Source organism: Streptomyces sp. XM4193 (assembly GCF_023072595.1).
In the GTDB taxonomy this organism is placed as follows: Bacteria; Actinomycetota; Actinomycetes; order Streptomycetales; family Streptomycetaceae; genus Streptomyces.
The window spans coordinates 417,607-443,580 of sequence record NZ_JALLGK010000003.1 but is presented as its reverse complement, the minus strand read 5'-3'; the positions used below and the strand labels follow the sequence as shown (position 1 = coordinate 443,580).

Below are 25,974 nucleotides of genomic sequence, written 5' to 3'. Positions count from 1 at the left end.
CTAGCGTTGCCTCATGGACCACCAGGAACCGGAGCTCCGGAAGGAGCTCGACGCCACGCTGCAGACGCGCAAGGACCTCGGCCCGGAGTACGAGTCCGAGCTCGTCGACTCCTTCATCGAGAAGCTCGACCACAAGGTCGACTCGGTGGTGGACAAGCGTGTGCGCAGGCAGTTGGCCGAGCAGCAGATGGCCATCGCACGGGGCAGCACACAGACGGAGGGACCGGTCATCAGCGGACTGGGAGCGACATTCGGGCTGGCGGTGCTCAGCCTGGTCCTGGCGATCCCGCTGTCGGCGATCGCGGTGGTCAACGCGGGCCTGCCGGGGCTCGCCACCGCCTGGTTGGGCATCGTCGGGGTGAACGCGGTCTACTCGATCGGGCGGGTGTCCTGGACCAGGAGGCAGAAGGAGCACGGCGAGACCGAGACCGACTGGTAGCGAGCCCCGGAAGCGGCGGCGCGCACCGTCCGGGGCGTCCGCCACGAAGCGGTCCGCGCCGAGGACATCCCGCGCCCCGTCGACTCGCACCCGGCAACTCCCGTGTCCCGCCCGGCACCTGCGTCGAACCGCAACGCCCGAAGGGCAGGGAGAGGTGGGGGCGGAAGAGGTGGGGCGGGAGCCGCCGCACCCCCGGTGGACAGACCACCGGGAGCGGGACGACGGCGACTCCCGCCGGGCACAGACGCGTCAGAGTGCGTCGTGTGCCGGGCCGCCAACGAGTCCGGGAGCCGCTCCGGAAGCTTGGCGCCGCTGTGTCGGCTGCGATGCCGACAACCACCACAGTGCCGTACCGGTGTTAACCCCACTTTGCGGTGCCGTGACACTTGCGGTTCGGTTCGCGGACGCCCGTACGCACGGAGCCCCGCGCAATCTCGACTCCCGCGCCGTACGGGCGAGTCCGCGGCTCGCCGCCCGGCTCACTTCGCGGTGCGCGCCAGGAAGGCCAGCAGGTCCTGTCGGCTGACCACGCCGGTGGGCTTGCCCTCCACCAGGACGATCGCCGCGTCCGCGTTCTCCAGCACCGCCATCAGGTCCGGCACGGGCTCGCCCGATCCGACCTGCGGCAGCGGTGCGCTCATGTGCTTCTCCAGCGGGTCGTTCAGGGTCGCCCGCTTCGCGAACAGCGCGTCCAGCAGCTCCCGTTCGACCACCGAGCCGACGACCTCGGCCGCCATCACGTCGGGGTGTCCGGCGCCGGGCTTGACGATCGGCATCTGCGAGACGCCGTACTCCCGCAGCACGTCGATGGCCTCGCCGACGGTCTCGTCCGGGTGCATGTGCACCAGCGAGGGCATCGCGCCCTCCTTGTGCTGGAGCACGTGCGAGACCCGGACCTCGTCCTGCTCGCTCTCCAGGAAGCCGTAGTCCGCCATCCACTCGTCGTTGAAGATCTTGCTGAGGTAGCCGCGGCCGCTGTCGGGCAGCAGCACGACGACGACGTCCTCGGGCGTGAGGCGCTCGGCGACCTCCAGCGCGGCCACCACCGCCATCCCGCAGGAACCGCCCACCAGCAGCCCCTCTTCGCGGGCGAGCCTGCGGGTCATCCGGAAGCTGTCCTTGTCGGAGACCGCGATGATCTCGTCGACGACCTTGCCGTCGTAGGCGGTCGGCCAGAAGTCCTCACCGACGCCCTCGGTCAGGTACGGCCGCCCCGAGCCGCCGGAGTACACCGAGCCCTCGGGGTCGGCGCCGACGATCCGCACTCCGCCCTCGGACGCCTCCTTCAGATAGCGCCCGGTGCCGGAGATGGTGCCGCCGGTCCCGATGCCCGCGACGAAGTGGGTGATGCGTCCCTCGGTCTGCTCCCACAGCTCCGGGCCCGTCGTCTCGTAGTGCGAGCGCGGGTTGTTGGGGTTGCTGTACTGGTCGGGCTTCCAGGCTCCGGGGGTCTCGCGCACCAGCCGGTCGGAGACGTTGTAGTAGGAGTCCGGGTGCGAGGGGTCGACGGCCGTGGGGCAGACCACGACCTCGGCGCCGTACGCCCGCAGTACGTTGATCTTGTCCGTGGACACCTTGTCGGGGCAGACGAAAAGGCAGCGGTAGCCTTTCTGCTGCGCCACGATCGCCAGGCCGACACCGGTGTTGCCGGAGGTGGGCTCGACGATGGTGCCGCCCGGCTGGAGTTCGCCGGAACGTTCGGCGGCCTCGATCATCCGGAGGGCGATACGGTCCTTCACCGAGGCTCCGGGATTGAAGTACTCCACCTTCGCCAGGACGGTGGCCCCGGTCGGTGAGGCGACGTTGTTCAGCTTGACCAGCGGGGTGTTGCCGACAAGCTCAATCATGGACTCGTGATACTGCACAGTGGTCTCCGCGTTCTCGGGGCACCCGCGGTCGCGGGCCCGTGTCCGCAGCCTATTGCGACGTCGGCGGCACGAGCACGCGTTCCGCGGTCGCAACAATGGGCAACCAATGGGCAGCAGGGCGATCAGGGAGCACGGCACTACACGACACGGGAACCGGGGGCGGCGCCCTCGGCAGGCGTGCGCAGGGAGGCGGGACCGGATTTATGTCCAGGGCGACAGTGGCACGGAGGATCGCGACAGCGGCGGCGTTCGGCGGGGGCGGGATCGGGCTGCTGGGCGGCGCCGCGGTCGGACTGCTGCTCGCCGAGGCGCAGTTGGCCAAGCGCAGGCTCGGAGTCTCCGACGACGTACCGCCGATGGCCGACGGGCTGTACGGCACCGCGTTCGGTCGCGATCCCCTGGTCGGGCGCCCGCTGCTGCTCGGTTTCCTCGGTGACTCCACCGCCGCCGGCCAGGGTGTGCACCGTGCCCGTCAGACGCCCGGTGCGCTGCTGGCCTCCGGACTCGCGGCCGTCGCCGAACGCCCCGTCGAGCTGCGCAACGTGGCGCTCTCCGGGGCGATGTCGGACGATCTGGAGCGCCAGGTCACCATGCTCCTCTCCGAGCGCGAACGCGCTCCCGAGGTCTGCGTCATCATGATCGGCGCCAACGACGTCACCGGCCGGATGCCGCTCGCGTCGTCGGTGCGCCACCTCTCGGAGGCGGTCGCCCGACTGCGTACGGCCGGCAGCGAGGTGGTCGTGGGCACCTGTCCGGACCTCGGTTCGGTCGAGCCGGTCGGCCAACCGCTGCGCTGGCTCGCCCGCAGGCTCAGCCGCCAGCTCGCCGCCGCCCAGACCATCGCGGTGGTCGAACTGGGCGGCCGCACGGTCTCGTTGGGCGATCTGTTGGGGCCGGAGTTCGCCGCGAACCCCGGGGAGCTGTTCGGCCCGGACAACTACCACCCCTCCGCCGAGGGCTACGCGACCGCGGGGATGGCCGTACTGCCCACCCTCTGCGCCACCCTGGGGCTGTGGCCGACGGCCGAGGAGCCGGTGGAGCCCGCGCGGCGCGAGGGCGTGCTGCCGGTCGCCAGGGCCGCGGCGGAAGCCGCGGCGGAGGGCGGCACCGAGGTGGTCGCCACGCGCGGACCGTGGGCCCAACTGCGGCACCGCAGGCGCCGGAGGGTCTCCGCACAGGATCCCGAGCCCACCGGCGAGGAGCAGACGACCGGCACCGCGGACCCGGCCGAGAACGGGACCGGGCCGGACGACCGCGAGACCCCCGCGGTCAAGGACGTGGACGGCGGCGCCTCACCCCACCGAACCCACCCGCCCCTGCGCTGAGCCCGCAGCCCATCCACTCCGGCTGCGCCCGGCTCCCCCGCCCGACAGCACGCCCCGCAGTGCGCCCGGCGCCGAGGGGCAGCACGCCCCGCAGTACGTCCCTCTGTACGCCCCGGTTCTGAGCCCGCGCCCCGACGGCCGGGCGTCAACACCACGCCGAACCGCCGACGCAGAGCGAAGGGCCCCGACCGTCTCCCGGTCGGGGCCCTTCGCTCGGTCACGCGGCGGTCGCGGAGTCCGCGCCCGCCGTCGGTCACTCGGCCTTGATCGACTCCAGCATGTTCAGCTTCGCCGCCCGGCGGGCCGGCCACATCGCGGCCAGCACACCGACCACCGCGGCGAGCGCCAAGAAGATCACCAGCCGGTCCCACGGGATCAGCAGCGCGTAGGTCGAGAGACCCGAGCCGATGACCTCGCCGACCGCCCAGCCGAAGAAGACACCCAGACCGATGCCCATGACACCGCCGAACACGGCGATCACCACGGACTCCAGCCGGACCATCCGCTTCACCGCGCGCCGGTCTAGGCCGATGGCGCGGAGCATCCCGATCTCCTGGGAGCGCTCGAACACCGACATGGCAAGGGTGTTGACGACGCCGAGCACGGCGACGATGACCGCCATGGCCAGCAGGCCGTAGAGGATGTTCAGCAGCATCGTGAAGATCATCGCGATGCCCTCGGAGATGTCGTCCGGGTCCTGGATGAGGACCGCGGGGTTCTTGCCGAGCGCCTCCTCCAGCTTGGTCTTGTTGGCGTCGGTGATGCCGCCTTCCATCTTGACCATGACCTGGGCGTCGCCGACCTGCTTCATGTGCGGCTCGATGGTCCGGGTGTCCGCGAGGACGCCCTGGATCATCTGGTTGCCCTCGTAGATGCCGGTGACGTTGAGCTTGGCGCTCCGGCCGTCCTCGTAGGTGACCGGGAGCGTCGTGCCCTCCTTCCACCCCTTCTTCTTGGCCGTGTCCCGGTCGACGACGACGTTGTTGCCGTTCAGCTCGTCGAACGAACCGGAGTCGAAGTTGAGCGTGAGGAGCTTGTCGATGTCGCCGCCGTTGACGCCGGCCACCGTCTCCTTCTTGCCCTCGACCTCGGCCTGGGTGGTGCGCAGCGGGCTGACCGCGGTGATGGCCGGGTCCTGCTCCAGCTTCTGGCCGACCTCGGGCGCCAGCGGCGACATGTTCGCCATGCTGATGGTGTAGTCGGCCTTCAGGGAGTCGGCCGCCATCTTGTTGATGGCTTCCTGGAAGCTGCTCGCGATGACCGTCATACCGGTGATCAGCGTGAGGCCGATCATCAGCGCGGAGGCGGTGGCCGCCGTACGGCGCGGGTTGCGGACCGAGTTCTGGCGGGCCAGCTTGCCGGAGATGCCGAAGACGCGCAGCAGCGGGGTCGCGGCGGCGATCAGCGGACGGGAGAGCAGCGGCGTCAGCACGAAGACACCGATGACCAGCAGCAGCGCGCCGAGGCCCATGATGCCCTTGGCGTCGTCCATGCCCATGCCGGTGCCGGCGAGCACCAGGGCGCCACCGCCGGCGGCGAGCACCGAGCCGATGGAGTTGCGCACGACCAGCGACTTGGTGGTGGCTGCGGCGTGGATGCTGCTCATCGCCGCCACCGGCGGAATCTTCGCCGCCCTGCGGGCGGGCAGCCAGGCGGCGAGCATAGTCACCAGCACGCCCACGGCGAGCGAGGCGATGACCGCGGAGCTGCCGACGACCAACGGACCGTCGGGGATGGTCATTTCGAGGCTGTTCATCAGCGAGCGCAGTCCGGCGCCGATGCCGATGCCGGCCAGCAGGCCCAGCACCGCGGCGAACGTACCGACCACCGCCGCCTCGATCAGCACCGAGCGGGTGACCTGTCGGCGGCTGGCGCCGATGGCGCGCATCAGCGCGAGTTCCTTGGTGCGCTGGGCGACCAGCATGGTGAAGGTGTTGGCGATGATGAAGATGCCGACGAAGAGCGCGATGCCCGCGAAGACCAGCAGACCGGTCTGCATGCCGCTCATCTCGGTCGCGATCGCCTCGGACTGGTCCTCGGCGAGCTTCTCGCCGGTGACGGCCTTGGTGTCCTTGGGGAGGATCTTCTCGACCTGGCTGCGCAGCTCACTCTGGGAGGTGCCCTCGGCGGTCTTCAGGATGATCTGCTCGTACTCGCCGGGCGCGGTGAACAGCTGCTGCGCGGTCTTGGAGTCGAACAGCACGAGGGTGCCGCCGGCCGCGACGTTGCCGTCGTCGGTGTTGAAGATGCCGACGACCTTGTCCTGGCGGACCGGCCCGTCGACGGACATCCGCACCTTCTCGCCGACCTTGTAGCCGGTGCGCTCGGCGGTCTTGTAGTCGAGCGCGATCTCACCCGACTTCTGGGGCGCGCGGCCGTCCTTGAGCGGGTAGCGGGCGTCCTCGCCGTTCTGGCCGGCGTAGTAGTTGCCGCCGGTGGTGGCCCAGCCCTCCCCGACGAGCTTGTCGTCCTTGTCGGCGAGCGCGGCGAAGCCGGAGGCCTCGCCGATCACCGAGGCGGTGCCCGGGAGCTTGGCGGCGTCGTCCAGCAGCTTCTGGCTGAGGCGTGCGGGCTGGCCGAGGCCGTCGTACCCGTCGCGGTCGGGCTGGAGGGCCACGTCCACGTGGGAGAAGCCCTCTTCGGAACTCTTCTGGAATGCCTGCGAGATGGTGGAGGTGAAGACGAGGGTGCCGGAGACGAAGGCGACACCGAGCATCACGGCGAGCGCTGTCATCAGCAGCCGCGCCTTGTGCGCAAGCACGTTGCGCAAGGCGGTACGGAGCATGAGAAATCCTGGTGGGAGACCCCCTCCTTGAGCTGTGGTCCGCGAGCGGCGCGTGCAGCGTGGAGAAGGTGGCGAATGACGAAGGGTGAGGACCGTCAGGTCGTCTGCGACCGGTGGGCCGGTGTCGGAGACTGGCTCGACCGACCGGCCCTCGGCTCAGCTGGTGCGGCCCTTCGCATCGAAGCCCTTCATGCGCTCCAGCACGGAGTCGGCGGTGGGCCCCTGGATGTCGTCGACGATGCGGCCGTCGGCGAGGAAGATGACGCGGTCGGCGTAGGAGGCGGCGACGGGGTCGTGGGTCACCATCACGACGGTCTGGCCCAGCTCGCGGACGGAGTTCCGCAGGAAGCCCAGAACCTCGGCGCCGGAGCGGGAGTCGAGGTTTCCGGTGGGCTCGTCACCGAAGATGATCTCGGGCTGCGAGGCCAGCGCGCGGGCCACGGCGACACGCTGCTGCTGACCGCCGGAGAGCTGGCTCGGGCGGTGCTTGAGCCGGCCGGAGAGACCGACGGTCTCCACGACGCGATCCAGCCACTCCGTGTTCGGCTTGCGGCCGGCGATGTCCATCGGCAGCGTGATGTTCTCCATCGCGGTCAGCGTGGGGAGCAGGTTGAACGCCTGGAAGATGAAGCCGATCTTGTCGCGGCGAAGCTGGGTGAGCTTCTTGTCCTTCAGCGCGGTCAGCTCCACGTCGCCGATGCGCGCGGACCCGGAGGAGATGGAGTCAAGGCCGGCCATGCAGTGCATGAGCGTCGACTTGCCGGAACCGGAGGGGCCCATGATCGCGGTGAACTGGCCCTGGTGAAAGTCGACGGACACCTGGTCGAGTGCGATCACCTGCGTCTCGCCCTGGCCGTAGACCTTCGAGAGGTCCGTGGCGCGAGCCGCGGCGACACCTGGGTTGGCGACGTAGGCGCCTGGCTGGGTGGTAGTGGTGGTCACGAACTTGACTCCTGTGCGAGGGGACGAAGAGGTACCACTACATCGTCACCCCGCCCCGCCTCTCCGGGATCAGCCCCTGATCCGGTCTTGGCCGGGCCCACAGGCGTATCCGCACCGGGGTCGGCTCCTACCTGGGGATGACATGCCCGCGATGGATCCAGCCAGGAGAAGGAACTACTTTGCGACATTCCTGATCTACTGGCATATGCTGCCAGCGCCCTTCTGACCAGAAAGAGCCACAAGCAGACCTCGTCGCACACATAAAATAAGACAACGGCCTTGCCGTGTACCGCAGTTCGGAACTGAAGGCCGACTAGGCTGCGTCTCGCACCAGTGAGTGGTCAAGCAGCTACGAGCTGCGCGGCTCCAGTGAGTCGGTGCCCGGGTGGTGGAATGCAGACACGACGAGCTTAAACCTCGTTGGCCTACGTGGCCGTGCCGGTTCAAGTCCGGCTCCGGGCACACCTCGCCGCTTCTGGTCCGCGCCTCGCGCGCGGACGCGGTACTCCTTGAGACCCTCCGTCGACGGCGGAGCCCACGTCCCGGCACACGAACCGGTACACACGAATCGGCACACGGACCCGACCTCCCCGACTCCGCACTCTCCTGATGCTCCTGGCGTGCGGTCACCTCGCCCGCGGACACAGTCCATCCCCGCCGCCACCCGCCCCGGACCCGCCCTGTGCCCGCCTGTGCCCACTGACGATCCGTCCGGCGACGGGAAAGACCGGAACGCCCTGGCGACCCGGACCGCGGCAGCCACCGGAGCGGCCGGAGCCTCGGGAAGTCGCAGAGCCGCGGGAGCCGCACGGCTGCCGGTAGCCTCGGGAACGCCGAGAGGGCGCCCACACCACGGAGTTGGTGGGCGCCCTCTCGGACGTACGGTCGACTGTCGCGCCGAACCTCAGGAAGCCTTCGCGCCGGCCTTCTCGGCGTCGCGCTGCTCCTGGATCGGCTTGGCGTCGGCGGGCCTCGGCGTCGGCCTGGCCGCCTCGTAGAACTCCTCGCGCGGGTTCTCCATGGCGCCGAGGGAGACGACCTCGCGCTTGAGGAACATGCCCAGAGTCCAGTCCGCGAAGACGCGGATCTTGCGGTTCCAGGTCGGCACCGCCATGCCGTGGTAGCCGCGGTGCATGTACCAGGCGAGCCGGCCCTTGAGCTTGATCTTCATCTTGCCCATGACGATCATCGCCACGCCCTTGTGCAGCCCCAGCCCGGCGACCGCACCCTTGTTGGCGTGCTTGTAGTCCGACTGCGGGAAGCCGCGCATCCCGGAGATCACGTTGTCGCCGAGGGCCTTGGCCTGGCGCAGTGCGTGCTGGGCGTTGGGCGGGCACCAGGCGTCCTTGTTGCCCGCGGCGCGAGCGGCGAGGTCGGGCACCTGCGCGTTGTCACCGGCCGCCCACACGTGGCTGGTGCCCTTCACCTGGAGAGTGGCCTCGGCCTCGACGTGGCCGCGCGGACCCAGCGGCAGGCCGTAGCGGGCGAGCACCGGGTTGGGCTTGACGCCCGCGGTCCACACGATGGTGTTGGAGTCGACCTCCAGGCCGTTGGCCAGCACCACGCGACCGTCGACGCAGGAGTTCATCGAGGTCTCCAGATAGACCTCGACCCCGCGCTTCTTCAGGTGCTCCAGCCCCCACTTGCCCAGCTGCGGGCCGACCTCGGGGAGGATCTTGTCCGCGGCGTCGACGAGGACGAAGCGCATGTCCTCGCGCTTGACGCTCGGGTAGTACTTGCACGCGTCGCGGGCCAGGTCCTCGATCTCGCCGATGGTCTCGGCACCGGCGAAGCCACCGCCCACGAAGACGAAGGTGAGTGCCCTGCGACGGGCCTCCTCGTCCTTGGTGGAGTCGGCCTTGTCGAGCTGCTCCAGCACGTGGTTGCGCAGGCCGATGGCCTCCTCCACGCCCTTCATCCCGATGCCCTGCTCGGCGAGGCCGGGGATGGGGAAGGTGCGGGAGACCGCGCCGAGCGCGACGACGAGGTAGTCGAAGGGAAGCTCGTAGGAGTCACCGACGAGCGGGGTGATCGAGGCGACCTTGCGGTCCTGGTCGATCGTCGTCACCCGTCCGGTGAGGACCTCCGCGCCCGGCAGAACCCGCCGCAGCGGGACCACGACATGCCGGGGGGAGATGGAGCCTGCAGCCGCCTCGGGGAGGAACGGCTGATACGTCATGTACGAACGCGGGTCGACGACGGTCACGGTCGCCTCGCCGTATCGCATCTTCTTGAGGATGCGGCGAGCGGCGTACAGACCGACGTACCCGCCACCTACGACGAGGATTCGAGGACGCTCCGTGGTGCTCATGCCATCGAGTATCCCCCCTCCCCATGGGGGGTGCTCGTGAGCCCCTTCACAAGCATCTGGACGACCTCTGCTACACTCCCCCGCCGCCGCGACCGGAACGGATCATTCCGGCCCACCCGACCCCCTGGGCCCCGACCGACCCAACGTCGTGAGCTGCACAGTTGGACCGTACCAGCGAGTAATGAACAAACGGACGCGCGGCCCGCGCCGGAGCACCCTCGTCGCGCCGAAGCCCGCACTCCGAGGCCGGACACGGCCGGTACGGCCCATCGGGTGCCGATCGACTGCCCCCAGAGGTCATTTTCTTGTGAAGAAGTTCACGAAGTTTCTCGCGGAGGTGCGCGAGCCGCCCCACTCAGGGCCCTCCAACCCCTTCCCGGGCCCGGCGCCGCAAGGGCGCGGAGGGACCGGACGGACCCACCGGCAGTACGGCCCGAACCGGGCCGCCGACGGTGAACTCATCGCCCACGGTGAGCAGTTGACGGGACGCCCACCGGAACGCGAAGCGCCCACCGCGCCTCGAAGACGGCGCGGTGGGCGGCACGGTGGGCGACGCGGGTCGATGCCGGTCCGCGCGAACGGTCAGAAGGTCGCGGTGAAGCGGTACGCGTGGTGGTCGGAACCGAACTTCTGGAGCCGCTTCACCTTGGAGTTGTTCACCGAGCCGGTGGCGTAGGACTGGTCGATCGGCACACCCTTGACCCCCTCGACGCGGATGTAGTCGACTCCGGCGGGCAGCTTCAGCGCCTTGCGCCGGTTGAAGTCGCCGACCAGGAAGATCGGCAGGTCCGGGTGCTTCTGGTGCAGGTTGCCGACCGTCTTGCGCAGCTTCTCCGCGTGGGTGAGCCAACGTGCCTGGCGGTTGGGGTGCTTGTTCCAGGCGCCGGAGATGAAGTGGGTGTTCATCGCGACCAGGCGCTTGTTCGTCTTCTTGTGCTTGAGGACGGCCCACACGACGTAGCGGTTCGGCGTCACCTTGGCCTCGCCCTTGTGCGTCAGCTCCGCGGCGCCCTTGACGAACTCGAACGTGTCCTTGCGCCAGGAGATCGGCACCTGTCGCGCCGGGTTCTTGCCGGGCATGAAGTGACCGTATCCACCGAGCTTTTTCCTGAGCCGCTCCCGGTCCTGCGGGTCCTGGACCTCCTGCCAGCCGATGACGTCGGCGAACGGCCGGTACTCGGCCTTGCCGCGCAGCACGTTGTGCGTACCGACCGTCATCGTGACAGCGGCCTCCGCACCGGGCGATCCGTCTGCCTCCTGGGGCGGCGCGGCACCGGCGGGCACGGCGGCGAGCGCGACCAGGGAGGCCATCGGGATCGCCACCGAGACGATCAGCGTCATCCTGGGCTTGTTCACGAACAACTCCTCGCTGCTGAACGGTCTGTGCGGGCGCCGGTCCGCTCGGGACCCGAGCACGGACTGGTCCTCGACGGGCCCCGCTGTCTGCCGGTCGACGGCGTGCGACCGGTACGTGTTCGCCCCGACACGCCGACCCGACCACAAGTACCGGCCGGACATACAACCGACCTACAAACCGGGGCCGTTCCGGGAAACCGACGGAGCCCGGCCAGCCCCAGCAGCGCCGTCCCGATCGGCCGCGAGCGCGACCCCCGCACCTGGCAGCGTGTACACAAAGGTGCGTACCGCGAGGATGCCGACGTCAAGAAGCTCACCGGCCCCTCGTGGCTCTACCGGCTGCGGGTCGGCAACCACCGGATCGCGCACCGGATCGACGACGGTGAACTCGTCGTCCTCGTCGTCGAGTTGGCCGGCCGGCGGGACGTCGGCCGCAGCCGGTAGTGCCCTCTCCTCCTACTGCGCGTCGAGTGCCGTGTGGATCGCGATGCCGTCGAGGATGTCGTGTTCGCTGACGACGACCTCCGGGGCTCCGCAGCGTTCCATCACGGCTTGCAGGATCACCGCGCCCGAGGCGATGACGTCGACCCTGCCGGGGTGCATCGCCGGGATCGCGGCGCGTTCGGCGTGGGTGGAGGCCAGCAGCCGGGCGGCCAGTTCGCGCACCGCCGTGAGCGGGAGCCGGCTGTGGTGGATGGCGGCCGAGTCGTACTCCGCGAGGTCGAGGTGCATCGCGGCGAGCGTTGTGACGGTGCCGGCGAGACCGACGAGGGTACGGGTCCCGGTCAGCGGGACGGTGCGCTCCGCCTCGTCGAGCGCGGCGTGGGCGTCCGCGCGGATGGCGGCGGCCTGCTCGGCGGTGGGCGGGTCGCTGACTTCGCCGTCGTTCAGCAGATGGCGCTCGGTCAGGCGTACGCAGCCGATGTCCACGCTCCGCGCGGCCCGCACCTCCCGCTCCCCCACGACGAGTTCGGTGGAGCCGCCGCCGATGTCGACCACCAGGTAGGGGGTGGGCAGCTCGGCTCCGGTCAGCTCCCTGGTGGCGCCGGAGAAGGAGTACGCGGCCTCCTGGTCGCCGCTGATCACCTCGGGGAGCACCCCGAGGATGTCCTGTACGCCGTGCACGAAGTCCGCGCGGTTCTCCGCGTCGCGCGAGGCGGAGGTGGCGACGAACTTGACGTGTGTGGCGCCGAGTCGGCGGATCTCCTCGGCGTAGCGGCGACAGGCGGCGAAGGTGCGATCCAGCGCCTCCGGTGCGAGCCGTCCGGTACGGTCCACGCCCTGACCGAGCCGGACGATCTCCATCCGCCGGGCCAGCTCGGTGAGTTGGCCGGTGGCGGGGTCGGTGTCGGCGACCAGGAGGCGGATCGAGTTGGTGCCGCAGTCGATCGCGGCGACCCGTACGGGGGCGGGGGCGCTCATCGTCCGCTCTCCTCGCCGCCGCAGGCGCCGGGCGTCACGCAGGGGCCCTTGCGCCACCACTCGGGCAGCAGGGCGATCGCCTCGTCGCCGAGCGGGTTGACGCCGGGACCGGCGACCAGCGAGTGGGCCACCAGCACGTGCAGGCACTTGACGCGGTCGGGCATCCCGCCGGCGCTGGGAAAGCCCTGAAGCACCTCGATGGCGTCCCGGCGGGCGATGTAGTCCTCGTGGGCCGCGCGGTAGGCCGCGGCGAGTTCCTCGTCCTCGGCGAGGCGGGCGGTCATCTCCTTCATGACGCCGTCCGCCTCCAGCGTGCCGATCGCGGAGGCCGCACGCGGGCAGCTGAGGTAGTAGGTGGTCGGGAACGGCGTGCCGTCCTCCAACCGCGGTGCGGTCTCCACCACATCGGGCTGTCCGCACGGGCAGCGGTGCGCGATGGCGCGCAACCCGCGCGGCGGGCGGCCGAGTTGCTGCTGGAATGCCTCGATGTCCGCCTCGGTGGGCGTCGTCGGGTCGGTCGGGGGCGGCGCGGTGTCCATACGGGCTGGTCTCTTCAGTTCTGCTCGGTGTCGTGGGTGCGTGGGTGCCGCCGGGGCACGGGCCGCGGCGGGCGGTTGCGGGCCGAGGGCGCGTGCCGACCGTCAGCGGATGGTGGCCTGGGGCCGGTCGGCGGCGTCCACACCGTCCCACAGGTTCTCGTACCAGGCGCGGTCGGAGGCGCCGCGGTCCGAGGGCTTGCGCTCCTCCTCGCGGCCGTGGCGCATCGTGTAGCCGATCTCGCCGGGGCGCAGATAGTGCAGGTGCCGGCGGGCCTGCTGCTCGACGTAGGCGGGGTCGCGCCAGCGGGCCTTCTCCTCGCGCAGCTCCCGCACGCGCTCCCTGGCCTCCTGGGCCTGCCGCCGCTGGTCGGCGATCTCCGAACGCTGCGAGACGTACTGCCTTATCGGATAGGCGAGCGCGACGATCAACGAGCAGACCACCAGGACCAACAGCGCGGCCCGGCCGGTCAGACGGCTGCGGCGCGGTTTGCGCAGTCTGCGGTTCTGGGCCCGGTAGACCCGTGCCGCGGCCTCCTCGCCGAGCGCCCGCAGCCGGGTCGCCGTGGAGGTGGCGGCCAGGCCCTGCCGCCGTTTCTCGGCGGGACGCTCACGCCCACGGTCCGCGGCCACATCGTCTCCCTGTCCGTCACGCCACTCGTCCCGGCTCACGGTACGGGACCGTGGGCCGGGACGAGGAGGTGACGGGCTGTTGCGTACCGGGGTCAGCCGTTGAAGCGTGGGAAGGCGCTGCGACCGGCGTACTCCGCGGCGTCGTCGAGGATCTCCTCGATGCGCAGCAGCTGGTTGTACTTGGCGACGCGCTCGGACCGAGCCGGCGCACCGGTCTTGATCTGGCCGCAGTTGGTGGCGACGGCGAGGTCGGCGATGGTGACGTCCTCGGTCTCGCCGGAGCGGTGGCTCATCATGCACTTGAAGCCGCTGCGCTGGGCCAGCTCAACGGCGTCCAGGGTCTCGGTGAGCGAACCGATCTGGTTGACCTTCACCAGCAGGGCGTTGGCGGACTTCTCGTCGATGCCGCGCTGCAGGCGCTCGGGGTTGGTGACGAACAGGTCGTCGCCCACCAGCTGGACCTTCTCGCCCAGCTCGGAGGTGAGGGTCTTCCAGCCGTCCCAGTCGTCCTCGAACAGCGGGTCCTCGATGGAGACCAGCGGGTAGGCGTCGACCAGCTCGCCGTAGTACGCCGACATCTCCACCGCCGTACGGGACTTGCCCTCGAACTCGTACGAGCCGTCCTTGTAGAACTCGGAGGCGGCGACGTCCAGGGCGAGCGCGATGTCGCGGCCCGGGGTGTAGCCGGCCTTCTCGATGGCCTCCAGGATCAGGTCCAGGGCCTCGCGGTTGGAGCCGAGGTTCGGAGCGAAGCCGCCCTCGTCGCCGAGGCCGGTGGAGAGCCCGCGCTCCTTGAGGACCGCCTTGAGCGCGTGGTAGGTCTCGGTGCCCCAGCGCAGCGCCTCGGAGAACGACTCGGCGCCGATCGGCGCGATCATGAACTCCTGGATGTCCACGTTGGAGTCGGCGTGCGAGCCGCCGTTGAGGATGTTCATCATCGGGACCGGCAGCAGGTGCGCGTTCGGACCGCCGAGGTAGCGGAAGAGCGGCAGGTCGGACGCCTCGGAGGCGGCGTGCGCGACCGCGAGGGAGACGCCGAGGATGGCGTTGGCGCCGAGCGAGGACTTGTCGGCGGTGGCGTCCAGGTCGAACATCGCCTGGTCGATCAGCCGCTGCTCGGTGGCGTCGTAGCCGACCAGCTCCGGGCCGATCTGCTCGATGACGGCCAGCACGGCCTTCTCCACGCCCTTGCCGAGGTAACGGCCCTTGTCGCCGTCACGCAGTTCGAGGGCCTCGAAGGCGCCGGTGGAGGCGCCGGAGGGGACAGCGGCACGGCCGGTGCTGCTGTCGTCGAGGCCGACCTCGACCTCGACCGTGGGGTTGCCTCGCGAGTCGAGGATCTCGCGGGCTACGACGACGTCGATGGACGGCACGAGGGTCTCCTTCGTGTGTGGCGGCTGTCAGTCGAGAGCCTAGCGTTCCCACGCCACCGACCGACGCTCCCGTCCCTGCGAAGGGCCGTCACGGCCTCTGAGCCACGGGGGAAGGCGCAGCTCAGAGGCGCGTGACGAGTTTGTTTTTAGCTGGAATAAATTCCCCGGGGGCAAGGACGCGCCGTCCTGCGCGGCACTCGCGGAAGACGTGCCGCCGCCGGAACCAAGGGAATTGCCCTGTTTGTGCCGTTGGGTGGCCTTGACGGCTCCGGCGGCTCAAGCGGCTCCGGCGGCGTGCCGGTCCTCCGCACCGCCCGGCGTTGCCTCGACCGCCGGGAGTGGGACGACCTGCCCCGCGAGATCCCGCACTCGCGGAGTTACCGGGCTTTCTCCGCGTCGTCCTGTTCGCCGAGTTGAAGGAGCTGGCCGGGGAGGATGTGATCCGGGTCCTCGCCGACGGTCGGCCGGTTGGTCTCGTACAACTCGGGCCAGCCGCCCGCCAGTTCGTGCCGCTCGGCGATCGAGGCCAGGGTGTCGCCGATCTCCACGAGGTGACCGTCGTCCCTGCCGCTGCGATCGGCTCTGTCCTTCTCGGCGGGGTCCGGCCGGCCGCGGTGCTTGCCGGAGCCGGCGCCGGGATCGGACTCGGCGGCCCCGTCGGTCGGATCGTCGGGGTCGTCCGCGCCGATGCGCCCGCTGTGGCCGCCGGACGGATCGCCCTTGCCCTTGTCGGCGTCGTCCGCGGTGTCGTCCTCGGCGTCGTCGGTGCTGCCACTGCCCGAGCCGGGCTTCGACGGTTTCTCGGAGTCCGGGTCGGTGTCCTGCTCGCGCTCGTCCGGGGACGGGACGGAGGTGTCTCCGGGCGGCTTCGGGGAGCCGGACCCGTCGGAGTCGTCGGGACGCTCCTTCTCCTCGGAGTCGTCGGAGTCGGAGCCGTCGGAGTCCTCGGAGTCGCCCGGCTTCTGGGAGTCCGCGTCGTCCTTGTCGTCGTCCTTGCCGTCGTCCTTGCTGTCCTCGTCGCCGCCCTTGTCCGGGTCGGGGAGGGGGAGTTCGAGGTCCGGGGTCTCGTTGACCTCCTCCTCCAGCCCGCTGTCGACGGCGCACGCCGGCCAGGCGCGCGGGCCCTCGGCGGCGAGGATCTTCTCCGCGACCTGGATCTGCTGGCTTCGGCTGGCGAGATCGGGGCGGTCCGCGAACTCCGTACCGCCGTACGTCTCCCAGGACTTCAGGGTGAGCTGAAGACCTCCGTAGTAGCCGTTCTCCTCGTTCAGACTCCACGCGCCGCCGCTCTCGCACTGGGCGACCGAGTCCCAGGTCGACGCGTCCACGGCCTGCGCCCCCGAGGCGCCCAGCAGCGAGGTGGCGATTCCGGCCCCGGTCACTCCTGCGGTGACCAGCAGGGCGGGAGCCTGACGAGGGCGGCGATGGCGGCCTTTCCCGGAACGCATGCGGTGCCTCTCCTGAAGTCCTGTGACGGCCGGGAGAGTTGAGGTGGGCCCCGCAAGGGCGTACGCACACTCCGGCGTACCCCGAAACGGGCCTCGTCAATCCCGACTTGACGACCAGCGGCGAACGTAGCCGTCAATGACGTCCATCACAAGCCAGTGTCGCGGAGATCACGCAGCGGTCACGGGTTCGAACCCGACCGGCAGTTGACGCAGCCCGCGCATGATGAGCCCGCCGCGCCAGCTCAACTCCTCCGGCCGGGCGGCCAGTCGGAGGTCGGGCAGGCGGCGCAGCAGGGTGGCCAGCGCGATCCGGCCCTCCAGCCGGGCCAGTGGCGCGCCCACGCAGTAGTGGATGCCGTGACCGTAGCCGAGGTGGGGGTTCTCCTGCCGGGTGAGGTCCAGTACGTCCGGCTGCTCGAAGCGGGCCGGGTCGCGGTCGGCCGCCGCCAGCACCACCAGCACCGGGTCTCCGGCGGCGATCTGCCGCCCGTCGATCGTCAGCGGCTCGGTGGCGAACCGCCAGGTGGCCAGCTCGACGGGGCCGTCGTAGCGCAGCAACTCCTCGACCGCGGTGTCCAGCAGGGTGTCGGCCTCCTCGCCGCCCGCGGCCAACGCGTCCTGGAGCAGGGCACGTTGCTCGGGGTGGCGGAGCAGGGCGTACGTCCCGTTGCCGATCAGGTTCACCGTGGTCTCGAAGCCGGCGAAGAGGAGGATGAACGCCATCGCGGCGGCCTCGTTCTCGCTGAGGTGCTCGCCGTGGTCGCTGGCCCTGATGAGGCCGGAGATCAGGTCGTCGCCCGGGGCGTCGCGCTTGCGGTGGATCAACTCGGCGAGGTAGGCGCGCATCCGCTTGACCGAACGCCCCACGCCGCCGCGCGGTCCGCCGCCGTGCCGGATCATCATTCCGGCCCAGTCGCGGAAGTCGTCCTGGTCCTCGGGCGGGACGCCCAGCAGATCGCAGATGGCGTGGATCGGCAGCGGAAAGGCGAACTCGTGGATGAGATCGGCCTCGCCCCGCGCCGCGAAGCCGTCGATCAGCCCGTCGGTCAACTCCTGCACGCGCGGCCGGAATTCGGCGATCCGCCGTGGGGTGAACGCCTTGGAGACGAGTCGGCGCAGCCGGGTGTGGTCGGGCGGGTCGATGTTGAGCAGATGCGTCATCAGGTTGGCGCTGCGCTCACCCGGAATGCCGATCTTGCCCCGGCCGTCGCTCCCGGACGCCCGGTAGTGCGCCGAACTCTTGCTCAGTCGCTGGTCGGCGAGTGCCTGGCGGGCGTCGGCGTACCGCGTGACCAGCCACGCCTCCACCCCGCTGGGCAGCGTCGTGCGGTGGACCGGATCGTGTCGGCGCAGCCAGGCGTACGCCGGGTACGGGTCGGCGGCGAACTCCCAGCTGAACAGCTCGGGGCGGGTCGGGTCGGTGTCGAGGTGCTGCACACCGCGACCGTACGGGGCGGGGCTACTGGCGCTCCAACCAGCCCGTGGCGATCAGGTACTGGCCCAGCAGGTAGCCGGCCATGATCAGCACCTCCTGGGAGGGGAACTCGTGGCCCGCCGCCTTCAGTCCGATCAGGGCGTCCGAGCCGAGGAAGGACATCGCGCCCGCCCCGACCTTGCCGCCGACGGCGAGCGCGGTGGCGCCCATCGCGACGAGCGCAAGGCTGTATCCGGCCACCGGCAGCCGGAGCCCGCGGTCCAGCGAGGGCTGGATGACGGCGTTGGCGGCGACCCACACGCCGAGGCAGCCGAGCGCCGGCCGGGGGTTGGCGGCGATGCCGCGCAGCGCGCCCATCCGCGCGAAACCCGCGGTGTACGCGGTCTGGGTGCCGAGGAACGCGGCCATCCCGAGCAGGAAGGCGGGTTCGCGCTTGTCGAAGAGCAGCGCGGTGTCGCCGACCGTGGCGCAGGCGAGCCCGAACAGCAGTGGGCGCGGCACCGGTTCGGCGAGCACGTCGTCCCGGCAGGCCTGCCGACGCACCACGTGCACGGCGAGTGCGGGCATCAGCAGCGGCTTGGCGGCCCGCGCGGCGGAACGCGGTCGGGTGGCGGTGGCGAGCAGATCCGCCGCGGCGAGCGCGCCGTACGCCGCGAGGGAGCCTCGTCCGTTGCCGTCGGGCCTGGTCAGTCGCGCGGCCGTCCGGGAGAGGAAGCCGCGGGTGCCGCGTGCGGTGATCGCCATGGGCGGCAGTCTCCTGGGCGGCGGGACGGCGCGTCAACGGAGACCGGCTGTGACGTCCGGCCCCGCCCGTGCGCGCGGGGCGGGACGGGGCCGTGACCGCCGGTCGCGACTCGGCGGGGCTGCGGAACCCGGGGCGGGGGCTGCGAGGGTCGGCTGCGGGCTGCGGGCTGCGACGGAACCGAGCGGTGCGGCGCGTGCGGTCCCATGCACGGTGGGCCGGGACGCCAACGGCGTTGCCGCGCCCCGGAGTTGCCCGCACGCGGCGGACGCCGGCCCGGCGCTGCGGGCTCAGCGCTCCGGGCGGGCGGGCGCGGCGGGCGCGGCGGGCGCGGCGGGCGGGCTCAGTGTGGCGGGAGGCCGAGCCAGCGGGCCCTGGTGCGCGGCATGCCCGAGTCGCCGTCGTCCGGCGTGCGGACGGCGAGGACCTGGTTCACGCCGATCCGGTTGCGTTCGAAGGCGAGTGCGGAGGCGGCCATGTACAGATGCCACACGCGCACCCGGCCCGGTGTGGTGAACGCGACGACGGCCGCTCGATGCCGTTCGAGATTGGTCACCCAGGCGCGCAGGGTCAGCGCGTAGTGCTCACGGATCGACTCGACGTCCCGCACCTCGAAACCGGACCGCTCCAGCAGTTCGACGGTCGACCCGATCGTCTCCAACTCCCCGTCGGGGAAGACGTACCGGTCGATGAACTCGTCGGTCCGGTAGCGGCCCGTGTCCGTGCTCGGGCGCCGGGAGATCTGGTGGTTGAGCAGTCGGCCGCCCGGCCGCAGCAGCCCGTACAGCTGCCGGCCGTACGTCCGGAAGCGCGCCGCACCGACATGCTCCGCCATGCCGACGGAGGAGATCGCGTCGTACGGGCCGTCGGCGACCTCGCGGTAGTCCTGCACCCGGATCTCGGCCCGGTCGGTCAGCCCCGCCTCGGCCAGCCGCTTGCGGGCGAGCCCGGCCTGCTCCTCGGAGATCGTGATGCCGACGGCCCGCACCCCGTACTGCTCGACCGCGTGCAGCACCAGCGAGCCCCAGCCGCAGCCGACGTCCAACAGCGTCTGGTCCGGTCGGAGTTGGAGCTTGCGGCAGATCAGGTCCAGTTTGGCGCGTTGCGCGTCCTCCAGCGTTCCCGCCTCGTCCTCCCAGTAGGCGCAGGAGTAGACCATCGACGGGCCGAGGACCAGCGAGTAGAAGTCGTTGCCGACGTCGTAGTGGTGGCTGATCGCCTCGCTGTCGCGGCGCAGCGTGTGCAGCGGGCCGCGCCTGACGGGGGTCTCCTCCGGTGGCGGCTTGGGCGGTGCTGTCGGGCCGGCCAGCGCCAACAGGTCGGCACCGGCGCGCAGTTGACGCGGCCGTGCGAGCGCGGACAGCGCCCGCAGCGCGGCGGGCAGGCTCTGCCTGCGACGGCGGCCTGCCTGGTCGTCCCGGTGCCACAGCAGACGCCCGAGACGGTCCAGCGCCTCGTAGAGGTCTCCTTCGACGTCGAGGTCGCCGGCCACCCAGGCCCGTGCGAGCCCCAGATTGCCGGGCTTCCACAGCAGCCGGCGCAGCGCCTGCCTGCTGTTGAGCACGACGACGGGAGCGCCCTCGGGCCCTGCCTCGCTGCCGTCCCAGGCACGGATCCGCAGCGGGAGGGGGCGCCCCTCCAGCGTCTGCTCCGCCAGCGCCGCGAGCCGTTCGGCGATGCCACTCATGACCGCAACCTCCAGAAGCTGTCCGGGAATTCCCCGCTTGTCGGAGGCGATGCTGGGTCATGCGCAATGGCCCGGCGCACCGCCGGGCCGGGAGCCGCGCACGCGCCGACCCTTCGAGCGAAAGGCACCCGGCGAGGTTGACGGACGGCAGCGCCACGACGGGCCGGGCGGGCCGGCGATGCCGGTGCGATGAGTTCCGCCGGCCCGGGCCGTCTGCACCGGTGAACGCACTCGAACCGGAGGACGACCATGAAGCTCGTCGTGACCACTTTCCTCACCATGGACGGCGTCATGCAGGCGCCCGGCGGCCCGCAGGAGGACACCTCGGGCGGCTTCCGCCACGGCGGCTGGCTCGCGCCGCACTTCGACGAGACCCTCGGCGAGGTGATGACCGCACGGATGGGGCAGGCCGACGCCTTCCTGCTGGGCCGCAGGACGTACGAGATCTTCGCCGCCCACTGGCCCGGGGTCGACAACGCCGACGACCCGATCGCCGACTCGCTCAACCGCCTCCCCAAGCACGTCGCCTCCCGCACCCTGGACCGGGTGGAGTGGCAGGGCGCGGAGTTGATCGACGGCGAGGTGCCGCAGGCCGTCGCCGAGCTGAAGAAACGCCCCGGCCGCGAGCTCCAGGTGCACGGCAGCGCGGACCTCGTGCACACACTCGCCGCGCACGACCTCGTCGACGCGTACCAGCTGCTGGTCTTCCCGGTGCTGCTCGGCAGCGGCAAGCGGCTGTTCGCCGAGGGGCTGGAGCCGACCGCGTTCGCCCTCACCGAGGCGCGCACCAGCAGCACCGGCGTCACGGTGCAGGTCTACGAGCGGACGGGCCGTCCCGAGTACGGCCTCGTCGGCAGCTGAGCCGCCCGCCCCCGGCCCCGGTGGCGGGCGCGACTCGGGCGCGGGCTGCCCGGGCGCGGGCGCGCCGGTTCGGGCGCGCCGGTCAGTCGACCGGGACCAGGGTGAGGTAGGCGAGGCCGAGCACCCCGCGATAGCCGCGGAGCCAGCCGGACCGGTGCCGTCGCACACGCTCACGCACTTCGGCGGCCTCCGGGTGGTCGTGGTGGGCGGCGAGCCAGAGCTCCACGTCCGCCTGGTAGCGCGACTCGAACTCCTCCCACTCGTCGCGGTTGGCGGTCTCGATCCACTCGACGCGGAAGCCCGCCTCCTCGGCGAGTTCGGCGAGCGTGGCGAGGTCGTGGTGCTCCCCGGTCGAGGCTCCCGGCCACATCGCGGCGAGTTCGTCGGCCGTGGGCGGGCGCTCCCAGAACCCCTCACCCAGCAGCACGCGTCCGCCCGGAGCGACGCGGCCGCGCAGCACCCGCAGTGCGTCGGCGGTGTGCGGCGGAGCCTGGTCGGTGAGGGCGTGGGCGGCACCGAGGCACAGGACGAGGTCGGCGGCGGCGCCGGGGAGTTCGGCCGCGTCGCCCTCGACGAAGTCGACACGGTCGGCGAGCCCGCGCGCCTCGGCGTTGCGGCGGCCCCGGGCCAGGTCCTCGGCGTTGATGTCGACACCGACGGCGGTGGCGGCGGGCCGCGCCTCGAGCAGCCGCAGCGTCAACTCCCCCCAGCCGCAGCCGATGTCCAGGATCGTGGCGGGGTCACTGCCGGCGAGCCGGTCGACGAGACCGGCGGCCCGGGCGTCGGAGAGCGGTCCGTGGAAGGTGAGACGGGACAGACGTGGCGGATCGGTGAGCGTCATTGCCGCGAAGCTAGCAGTGCACCGCGCACCCGCCCACAGGATTTGTGCGTCCGCCGGGGCGAAGCGCCCAACGCCCGCGTACGGCAGGTGTGTTGGCGCCCGGACCTCGCCGGGCCGTCACTCCGACTCCCCCGCGCAGCCCGGCGGTCGGCCCGGCCCCGAGGCCGGGTAGGGCACCGGCCGGAGCGAGAACTCCCAGGTGCAGTCCGCGTCGACGTACGCGTGGGCGACGACGTGGCCGCACAGCAGCCGGGCCCGGGTGCGCTCCTCGGTCGACCTACGGCTCCAGTCGTGGAACGCCGCGACCTCCCCGCCGTCCGCCGAGCCCGGCCCGAGGACGGCCGCGATGCTCAACGCCCTTTCACAGGCCCAGTGTTGGACCTCGACAACGCTGGTGGAGAACGCCTCACCGAGGTGGTACATCCGAGGCTCCGGCTCACCCTGATAGGCGACGAACTCCGCGCGGTACGCGCGCCGCCGGGTCACCGGGCGTGCCCGCGCGCAGTGACCAACAGACAGCGGAACCACACCCACTTGCCGTCCGGCACACAGGTGTAGCCGAGCGCGTCCGCCATCTCGCGCAGGAGCCACAGCCCTCTGCCCTCCTCGGCGTCCCACCTCGGCACGCGCACGGCCGGCACCTGCGGCGAACGGTCGAAGAGCCGTACACAGACACCCGCCCCCTCCCGTTCCACCTCCAGACGGCACCGCCGGTCCCCCACGTGCTTGCACACGTTGCTCAGCAGCTCCGACACCCCGAGCCGTGCAACCGCCACCGCACCCGGATCACCACCCAACTCCCGCACCAAATGCGCGACTTGGCGCCTCCAGAACTCGATCCCGGAGGGTTGAGCAACCAGTTCCCGTGAGAAGTCACGCCTCTCGTCGGCCGCGTGCGCAGTGACGGTCATCGACTCTCCAAACGCATGAGTGCAGGCAGGCATCGACACAGCCCGAGACGCTCCGTATTCCAATGAGCGCGCTGCGTCAGCAAGTTCAGAGTGATGCACCATCCGACGCACCGCAAGTCGCTTCATCGCAAATCTGCGATTCGCCGCGACCGCTCTGAAGTTCGATCAATCACCGGTCGGAGGAAGAGACCCATGCGGCAGACTGGCCAGCCACGTTCGGAGAGCAGGGAGTGGCCGTGGGCCGACCAGTAACGACGGTGCGCCGGATGCGCCTTGGCATGGAACTGCGACGCCTGCGCGAGCAAGCAGCGGTCTCCCAGCAGCAGGCCGCGGAGGCCATCGACGGAAGCGACACGAAGGTCAGCCGAGTCGAGGCGGGCAAGACAGGGCTGAGCAGGCTCGAACTCGTCGCGCTGCTCGACGAGTACGGCGTGACGGACGAGAAGTTCCGCACCGCCCTCGTCGAACTCAACCGCAACAGCCGGAAACGAGGTTGGTGGCAACAGCAGAGCGATCTGCTGACGCCCAAGCTCCAGGAACTCATCGAGTTGGAGTCCACCGCCTCGCAGATCTTCGAGTACGAGGCCATCGTCATCCCCGGTCTGTTTCAGACCGAGGAGTACGCGCGAGCGATGATCAGCAGCTTCCCCACGCCGTACAGCCCTTCGGTCGACCACTCTGTCCAAGTACGCCTCGACAGACAGAAGTTGCTGGACGGCGACAACGCCCCGCGCATCATCTGCCTGCTGGACGAGGCCGTGCTGCGGCGGCAGGTCGGCAGCCGCCAGGCAATGGCGACCCAGCTACGGAAGCTGGTCGAGCTGAGCGAGCCACCTCAACTGTCCATCCAGGTGATCCCGTTCGCCTCGGGGGCCCACTCGGGCACCGACGGCAGCTTCCGGCTCTTCACCTATCCGGCTCCAGCCGACATGGACATCGTGTTTCTCGAACAGAAGCAGAGCAGGGTGTTCATCGAGGAGGAGACGGGCCTCCAGCCCTACCGGCTTGCGGCTGAGCAGTTGCGGACCCAAGCGCTATCCTCACCGCAGTCCATGGACCTGATCTCTGCCGTGGCGGCGGAATTCGAGAAGTAGGGGAACAGCATGCGACAGGATCTGCCCGTACATCTGTGGCACAAGTCGAGCTATTCCAACGGAGGCAGCGGCAACTGCCTGGAGACCCAGCTGACGGCTGACGGCCTCGTCGCGGTCGGCGACAGCAAGGACCGCACCCGTGGCGCCTTCACCTTCTCCCCCGCAGAGTGGGCCGCCTTCGTCGACCTCATCAAGCAGGACGACTAGTGCTCTGACCACAGAGGCTCGCCGGGTCGGTGATCATGACGGTTGGATGGTCGGTGACGTCCGGTCCGACTGTGGGAGGCCCGGTGGCCGAGCCCGGCTGTGTACGCAGAGTCACCGACCAGGAGGGGCAGAAGCTGCAGCAGATCGTGCGCCGGGGCAGCACCAGCACGGTGCGCTACCGGCGCACGATGATGCTGCCGGCTTCTGCCGGCGGGAACCGAGTCCCCGTGATCGCCCAGTTTGTACAGGCCCACGAGGACACTGTCCGGGGCCTGATCCACAGGTTCAACGAGATCGGCCTGGCGTGCCTGGACCCTCAGTGGGCGGGAGGCCGTCCCCGCCAACTCACCCCTGATGACGAGGACTTCGCCATCCAGGCGACCACCACCCGCGAGGCCCTGCGCTGCCTGCTCGCCCGACGCGGCATCACCTTCCCGCGGACCAGAACCTGGAAGAAGTCCCCCGATCCCGCACGGGACACGAAGCTGGACCGCGTTGAGGAGGTTCTGGAGCAACTCCCGGACCGTGCCTTCGCCTTCGCCTTCGCCTTCGACGAGTTCGGGCCGTTGGGCATCCGCCCCACCGGTGGGTCCGGTTGCGCACCAGCCGCCTCGAACCCCAGGCCGTCGCCCTCCGCGCTCCGTACGCATCGGGCAACGAGAACAGAACTCGCGCTCCAAGCCGGGTAGTCACCGCAGCGCAAAGGGACACGTGGGCGCACGCGTCGTGGGTGCCCACGCCGCCGTTTCCGATGCGCTGCGGCTCGTGCCGCAGATGCCGCGAGAGGTAGCGCGAGACCCTGGCCAACCGTCGGTTGACCATCGCGTCAGCCTGCCGCGCGCGGCGGACGCCGGTCCACAGGTTTCCCCTCGGTGGACGGGCGCGGATCGAGGCGGATCCGCCCGCCGAAGCAGTTTCATGTGCCAAGGGAAGGGCAGGAGCGACCGGGTCGGGGCCATGCCGTGACAGAACAGAAAGGAACGCCCGCAATGACCTGAACCGGGCGTCCGTCCACCGGTAAGACTTTGGGGAACGAACAATGCGCGTGCACAAACTCACCTTCGCTGCCCTCGCCGTGGCCGCGAGCGTGTCGCTCACCGCGTGCGGCGGCGACAGCGACAACGCGAAGGACGACAACGCGTCGTCCAGTGCCTCTTCGCAGGACTCCGGCAAGGACGATGGGAAGGATTCGTCGGACGGGGAATCCGACGAGCAGGACCCGGCCGCTGAGCCCGACGCGGACTCCGGCTCCGGCTCCGACTCCGACTCCGGCGACAAGGGCAAGCCCGACACGTGCAGCACCGACGAGCTGGAGATCACCGCCCAGGACTCCACCATCGGCGGGGACAGCACGAAGACCGTCACGGTGACGCTCAAGAACGGCGGTGGCCGTGACTGCGCCGTCGGCGGGTACGCGGGCGTCGACCTCAACACCTCCGAGGGTTCCATTTCCGCGAAGCGCAGCGGCCAGGAGCCCACCCACACCGTCCTGAAGGACGGCAAGGAGACGTACTTCGCGATCAGCTACCCCGAGAACGCGTCCGGTGGCTCCGGAGTCAAGGTCCAGGAGCTCGTCGTGACGCCGCCCGGCGAGCGGAAGTCCGTCACCCTCAAGTGGCCGGGCGACGGCACACTGCCCGTCACCGACAAGCCCGACGCCTCGGTGAAGATCGGCCCAATCGGCAGCGCCGGCCAGGGCGGCGCCAACTGACCCGCTGACAGCCCCGTAACGCACGTGTGCCCCCTCTTGTCGCCGGG

At 70.6% G+C, this 25,974-nt stretch carries 23 protein-coding genes, 1 tRNA gene and 1 pseudogene; 9 read left to right on the top strand and 16 right to left on the bottom strand.

Going from position 1 to position 25,974, the window contains the following annotated elements:
- Window positions 1–13 precede the first annotated feature (13 nt).
- Window positions 14–439 carry a hypothetical protein gene (locus MTQ01_RS13065; RefSeq protein ID WP_247489857.1) on the top strand — a complete coding sequence of 142 codons (426 nt, stop codon included), beginning with the start codon at window positions 14–16 and terminating at the stop codon, window positions 437–439.
- Window positions 440–918: 479 nt separating this feature from the next.
- Here the strand turns inward: MTQ01_RS13065 and MTQ01_RS13060 are convergent, their stop codons facing one another.
- Window positions 919–2,304 (bottom strand): cystathionine beta-synthase, encoded by a 1,386-nt coding sequence (locus MTQ01_RS13060; protein WP_247489855.1) that lies wholly within the window; start codon window positions 2,302–2,304, stop codon window positions 919–921.
- A gap of 206 nt (window positions 2,305–2,510) precedes the next feature.
- Here MTQ01_RS13060 and MTQ01_RS13055 point away from each other — a divergent pair, with 206 nt between their 5' ends.
- Window positions 2,511–3,632, top strand: a complete 1,122-nt coding sequence (locus tag MTQ01_RS13055; RefSeq protein ID WP_247489853.1) for an SGNH/GDSL hydrolase family protein — start codon at window positions 2,511–2,513, stop codon at window positions 3,630–3,632.
- Window positions 3,633–3,885: 253 nt separating this feature from the next.
- Here MTQ01_RS13055 and MTQ01_RS13050 read toward each other — a convergent pair whose 3' ends face one another.
- Window positions 3,886–6,417 (bottom strand): ABC transporter permease, encoded by a 2,532-nt coding sequence (locus tag MTQ01_RS13050; protein WP_247489850.1) that lies wholly within the window; start codon window positions 6,415–6,417, stop codon window positions 3,886–3,888.
- Between the two features lie 156 nt (window positions 6,418–6,573).
- On the bottom strand, window positions 6,574–7,359 hold the full coding sequence (locus MTQ01_RS13045) for an ABC transporter ATP-binding protein (protein ID WP_247489848.1): 786 nt from the start codon (window positions 7,357–7,359) through the stop codon (window positions 6,574–6,576).
- A gap of 379 nt (window positions 7,360–7,738) precedes the next feature.
- Between MTQ01_RS13045 and MTQ01_RS13040 the strand changes: the two genes are divergently transcribed.
- Window positions 7,739–7,821, top strand: a tRNA-Leu gene (locus MTQ01_RS13040).
- A gap of 442 nt (window positions 7,822–8,263) precedes the next feature.
- On the opposite strand, the gene MTQ01_RS13035 is transcribed toward MTQ01_RS13040, so the two are convergent.
- Together MTQ01_RS13035 and MTQ01_RS13030 are read right to left on the bottom strand one after the other, a co-directional pair.
- Window positions 8,264–9,670 (bottom strand): NAD(P)/FAD-dependent oxidoreductase, encoded by a 1,407-nt coding sequence (locus MTQ01_RS13035; protein WP_247489846.1) that lies wholly within the window; start codon window positions 9,668–9,670, stop codon window positions 8,264–8,266.
- A gap of 582 nt (window positions 9,671–10,252) precedes the next feature.
- On the bottom strand, window positions 10,253–11,026 hold the full coding sequence (locus tag MTQ01_RS13030; protein ID WP_247489844.1) for an endonuclease/exonuclease/phosphatase family protein: 774 nt from the start codon (window positions 11,024–11,026) through the stop codon (window positions 10,253–10,255).
- Between the two features lie 102 nt (window positions 11,027–11,128).
- On the opposite strand from MTQ01_RS13030, the gene MTQ01_RS25165 reads away from it, so the two are divergent.
- On the top strand, window positions 11,129–11,470 hold the full coding sequence (locus MTQ01_RS25165) for a hypothetical protein (protein WP_247489842.1): 342 nt from the start codon (window positions 11,129–11,131) through the stop codon (window positions 11,468–11,470).
- A 12-nt stretch (window positions 11,471–11,482) separates the two neighbouring features.
- On the opposite strand, the gene MTQ01_RS13020 is transcribed toward MTQ01_RS25165, so the two are convergent.
- The 8 genes from MTQ01_RS13020 to MTQ01_RS12980 all read right to left on the bottom strand — a co-directional run bounded on the left by MTQ01_RS13020 (window position 11,483) and on the right by MTQ01_RS12980 (window position 20,302).
- Window positions 11,483–12,448 (bottom strand): Ppx/GppA phosphatase family protein, encoded by a 966-nt coding sequence (locus MTQ01_RS13020; protein WP_247489840.1) that lies wholly within the window; start codon window positions 12,446–12,448, stop codon window positions 11,483–11,485.
- Entirely contained in the window at window positions 12,445–12,987 is a 543-nt protein-coding gene (locus MTQ01_RS13015; RefSeq protein ID WP_247489838.1) for a DUF501 domain-containing protein, read from the bottom strand. The genes MTQ01_RS13020 and MTQ01_RS13015 overlap by 4 nt, the downstream gene beginning before the upstream one ends.
- 102 nt (window positions 12,988–13,089) lie before the next feature.
- Window positions 13,090–13,566, bottom strand: a complete 477-nt coding sequence (locus tag MTQ01_RS13010) for a septum formation initiator family protein (protein WP_247490048.1) — start codon at window positions 13,564–13,566, stop codon at window positions 13,090–13,092.
- A 143-nt stretch (window positions 13,567–13,709) separates the two neighbouring features.
- The gene (gene eno / locus MTQ01_RS13005) at window positions 13,710–14,990 is read right to left on the bottom strand and encodes a phosphopyruvate hydratase (protein WP_211041582.1); all 1,281 of its coding nucleotides are present in this window, start codon (window positions 14,988–14,990) and stop codon (window positions 13,710–13,712) included.
- Window positions 14,991–15,367: 377 nt separating this feature from the next.
- On the bottom strand, window positions 15,368–16,438 hold the full coding sequence (locus tag MTQ01_RS24950; protein ID WP_282613570.1) for a transglycosylase family protein: 1,071 nt from the start codon (window positions 16,436–16,438) through the stop codon (window positions 15,368–15,370).
- A gap of 168 nt (window positions 16,439–16,606) precedes the next feature.
- Window positions 16,607–17,875, bottom strand: coding sequence for a cytochrome P450 (locus MTQ01_RS12990; RefSeq protein WP_247489836.1), 1,269 nt, complete (start codon window positions 17,873–17,875; stop codon window positions 16,607–16,609).
- A gap of 22 nt (window positions 17,876–17,897) precedes the next feature.
- Entirely contained in the window at window positions 17,898–18,617 is a 720-nt protein-coding gene (locus MTQ01_RS12985; protein ID WP_247489834.1) for a lysoplasmalogenase, read from the bottom strand.
- A 341-nt stretch (window positions 18,618–18,958) separates the two neighbouring features.
- Window positions 18,959–20,302 (bottom strand): class I SAM-dependent methyltransferase, encoded by a 1,344-nt coding sequence (locus tag MTQ01_RS12980; protein WP_247489832.1) that lies wholly within the window; start codon window positions 20,300–20,302, stop codon window positions 18,959–18,961.
- A gap of 249 nt (window positions 20,303–20,551) precedes the next feature.
- On the opposite strand from MTQ01_RS12980, the gene MTQ01_RS12975 reads away from it, so the two are divergent.
- On the top strand, window positions 20,552–21,163 hold the full coding sequence (locus MTQ01_RS12975; protein WP_247489830.1) for a dihydrofolate reductase family protein: 612 nt from the start codon (window positions 20,552–20,554) through the stop codon (window positions 21,161–21,163).
- A gap of 82 nt (window positions 21,164–21,245) precedes the next feature.
- On the opposite strand, the gene MTQ01_RS12970 is transcribed toward MTQ01_RS12975, so the two are convergent.
- From MTQ01_RS12970 to MTQ01_RS12960, 3 genes are all read right to left on the bottom strand, one after another.
- Complete coding sequence (locus tag MTQ01_RS12970; RefSeq protein WP_247489828.1) at window positions 21,246–22,004, bottom strand: cyclopropane-fatty-acyl-phospholipid synthase family protein; 759 nt, start codon at window positions 22,002–22,004, stop codon at window positions 21,246–21,248.
- 117 nt (window positions 22,005–22,121) lie between these two features.
- Window positions 22,122–22,427 carry a hypothetical protein gene (locus MTQ01_RS12965; RefSeq protein WP_247489826.1) on the bottom strand — a complete coding sequence of 102 codons (306 nt, stop codon included), beginning with the start codon at window positions 22,425–22,427 and terminating at the stop codon, window positions 22,122–22,124.
- A 59-nt stretch (window positions 22,428–22,486) separates the two neighbouring features.
- Complete coding sequence (locus MTQ01_RS12960; RefSeq protein ID WP_247489823.1) at window positions 22,487–22,915, bottom strand: ATP-binding protein; 429 nt, start codon at window positions 22,913–22,915, stop codon at window positions 22,487–22,489.
- A gap of 266 nt (window positions 22,916–23,181) precedes the next feature.
- On the opposite strand from MTQ01_RS12960, the gene MTQ01_RS12955 reads away from it, so the two are divergent.
- From MTQ01_RS12955 to MTQ01_RS12940, 4 genes and pseudogenes are all read left to right on the top strand, one after another.
- Window positions 23,182–24,009, top strand: coding sequence for a DUF5753 domain-containing protein (locus MTQ01_RS12955; protein WP_247489820.1), 828 nt, complete (start codon window positions 23,182–23,184; stop codon window positions 24,007–24,009).
- Between the two features lie 9 nt (window positions 24,010–24,018).
- On the top strand, window positions 24,019–24,216 hold the full coding sequence (locus MTQ01_RS12950; protein WP_247489818.1) for a DUF397 domain-containing protein: 198 nt from the start codon (window positions 24,019–24,021) through the stop codon (window positions 24,214–24,216).
- 83 nt (window positions 24,217–24,299) lie between these two features.
- Window positions 24,300–24,866: pseudogene (locus MTQ01_RS12945) on the top strand (transposase); the annotation flags it as partial.
- Between the two features lie 389 nt (window positions 24,867–25,255).
- A complete protein-coding gene (locus MTQ01_RS12940; RefSeq protein WP_247489816.1) occupies window positions 25,256–25,927 on the top strand; it encodes a DUF4232 domain-containing protein in 672 nt (223 codons plus the stop codon).
- Window positions 25,928–25,974: the final 47 nt, after the last annotated feature.